Source organism: Kitasatospora sp. NPDC054939 (genome assembly GCF_053610105.1).
Genome location: NZ_JBSGXP010000295.1, coordinates 1 through 2243 on the forward strand (window position 1 = coordinate 1; position 2243 = coordinate 2243).

Annotated in this window: 4 protein-coding genes; all 4 read right to left on the reverse strand. The window is 38.9% G+C overall.

All coding sequences use genetic code 11. From position 1 onward, the window contains the following. Positions 1-213, reverse strand: a 213-nt coding sequence (locus ACWGB8_RS38385; RefSeq protein ID WP_452218288.1) for a hypothetical protein, incomplete at its 3' end; no start/stop codon positions are given. 3 nt (positions 214-216) lie between these two features. After that, positions 217-564 (reverse strand): hypothetical protein, encoded by a 348-nt coding sequence (locus ACWGB8_RS38390; protein WP_452218289.1) that lies wholly within the window; start codon positions 562-564, stop codon positions 217-219. A 291-nt stretch (positions 565-855) separates the two neighbouring features. Then, positions 856-1320 carry a sigma-70 family RNA polymerase sigma factor gene (locus ACWGB8_RS38395; RefSeq protein ID WP_377455256.1) on the reverse strand — a complete coding sequence of 155 codons (465 nt, stop codon included), beginning with the start codon at positions 1318-1320 and terminating at the stop codon, positions 856-858. 326 nt (positions 1321-1646) lie between these two features. After that, positions 1647-1922, reverse strand: a complete 276-nt coding sequence (locus ACWGB8_RS38400) for a DUF5052 family protein (protein ID WP_377895730.1) — start codon at positions 1920-1922, stop codon at positions 1647-1649. Between the last annotated feature and the right edge of the window lie 321 nt (positions 1923-2243).

The following is a 2243-nucleotide window of genomic DNA, read 5'->3' on the forward strand; positions in this document are numbered from 1 at the left end:
GTGTAATGGATGACCTTCCTCGTCTGTGTAACCGTATTCCGCAAGGCCTTCAATGTACCCACTGATTTCAGCCAGCTCTTTTACTCTTTGGTCATATGACTGTTTAAGGTCTTGAAATTCCTTCTCCGCATCTTCTTTCTTGGCTTCGAATGTTTTGATTCTGTCAATCAATCCCCGTCTTTCGGATTTACGGCTGTTGATTTCTATTTTCAAGAGCTAGTTTACTTCATCAAGCTCTTTGAATTCTTGATTCAGATTATCTAGATCGCTTTTGATGTGCTTGGTATTTAAAGTTACTGTGAGCTTGTCCGATGACTCGTCAATTCGTTTTCCAATGGCTTTAGCTCGTTCAGTTTCCCGCTCTTGCCCAATCAATTCACGTTTCAATCTTGTAATTTCGTTGCTCATATCTTTGACAACCTCGACAAGCTCGTCTCGCTCTTCCTGCACGTCTTGAAATAATTCAATGGATTTTTTAGCCGCTTTTAAATCTATCTCTCTTAATTCCAGTTCATACGCCAGCTGACGCTGATCTTTAGAAACCTTTGAATCCATTCCGCTCACTCCCTGGCAATTAATATTATTATTGTTATCATGATTAATCACATGATTAATATTGTTATTGTTATTAATATTGTTATCAATGCAAAATAAAAAGACCGCTGCGGGGTAACAGCGATCAAGAAAAGTGAACAATCGAAGGGGGAATCTTCAATCATGGAATTTGACGGAATCCCTTGGCGGAACTTCCTAATAACATAATAACACATCTAAAAGAGTAAAAAGTAGCGAAAAAGTAGCAATAAAGTATCCTAACAGGAGACAAGAGAGCCTATAAAAAAGGCCCTCCTGTGTTCAGTCCAATTTGAAAATGTTACATAGTCCGATCATAAGTTTATCCATTACGCTGTTCCTGATACGCTGTATGGTTTTCTCATGGTATCCCATAACCTCAGCCACTTGTTCAATTGACTTGAGTTTGAAATATCGTTCTTCTACAAATGTTCTTTCTAACTCTTCCAGCTCTTCTAACGCCCTGTCGATTGAATCAACAATCAACTGATACATTGACATGGTTTCCTTTATGTCTAACGCCTGTTTGCTCTCAATCCGATCCAAAGCAGCGTTTTCGACTTTGCTTGTAATGTTGAACGTGCCGGACGATCCTTCTTCTGCTGAATATGTGGCCGTCATTCCTGGCAAAATCCAGTCTAGCTGCTGTTGTAGGTTCTTAATGCCGGCTTTGTATGATTTATAATTCCTGAGATAGCTCTCAATCTGTTTTTTTCGGTCTTTTTTCTCTCTGCTGAGTTGTTTCATACGTCTCCGTCCTCCTGATCCGGCCAGGCGTCAGCCTATTCTTTCAATGTCATAATTATCTGTATGGTATCCATTCTTGAAAAACTCATTCATGTTTTCTTGAAGGCATTCATAGCAACAAAAGTCTAATTCCTTTACACTTTCGTGACTGTCGTTCCTCCATCTACTATGAGACACAGTGACTTCGTATCTATGGCTTTTCGGATCTTCTGTATCTATGACTTTTCTGCATGTATCGCAAATTATTGACTTAACCCTTTCTTCCGTTCTAACGACTTCTTTTTTTTCGTATGTTTTCATTCTCCCCGTCCTTCCTGGCTCCGGCGCTATTCTTCTTCTGTGATAACAATTGCGTTATTGATTGTGACACGTTTCCCGTCTATATCGAATTTCACTTTGTTTCCGTAGTCATTGACTTCAACGTCAAATTTACCTTTATAGGTTTTTATTTTATTTCCGTTTTGATCATAAACGGTTGCCGTTCGTTCTAGTCCGCTGTTTGATGATTTAAAATCCTTTACCGTCCGATCCCACGATTCACATCCAGTTGCTAAAATAAGAATTGTAAGAACGGTGCTAATGATAACAATAATTCTCTTCATTTCTTCAGCTCCTTTATTAATATCATGCCAAAAATTATAAAAAATACTGTCATAGCTGCGGCCATTACCGTCATTACCCCAAGTAAAATGTTAACCATTCCTTCTCCTCCTTCAAAGTATTACGAATACGACAACCAGGGGTGATGCAAATTGCTGTCATTTGGTTTCGCAATTCTTGGCTGCTTGTTTCACCAATAACACCGATCAATGAAATGGCTATAACGATCATGAGTAGGATTTTGAATACTGTGATCATGACAAGCCCCCATCAAACTCTTTTAATGTGAATCCCATATTTTTAGCAGCATCCCAAACGGCACT

Coding starts and splice junctions, on each gene's coding strand:
- ACWGB8_RS38395 (WP_377455256.1), bottom strand. CDS start 1,320: ATGAAACAACTCAGCAGAGAGAAAAAAGACCGAAAAAAACAGATTGAG.
- ACWGB8_RS38400 (WP_377895730.1), bottom strand. CDS start 1,922: ATGAAGAGAATTATTGTTATCATTAGCACCGTTCTTACAATTCTTATT.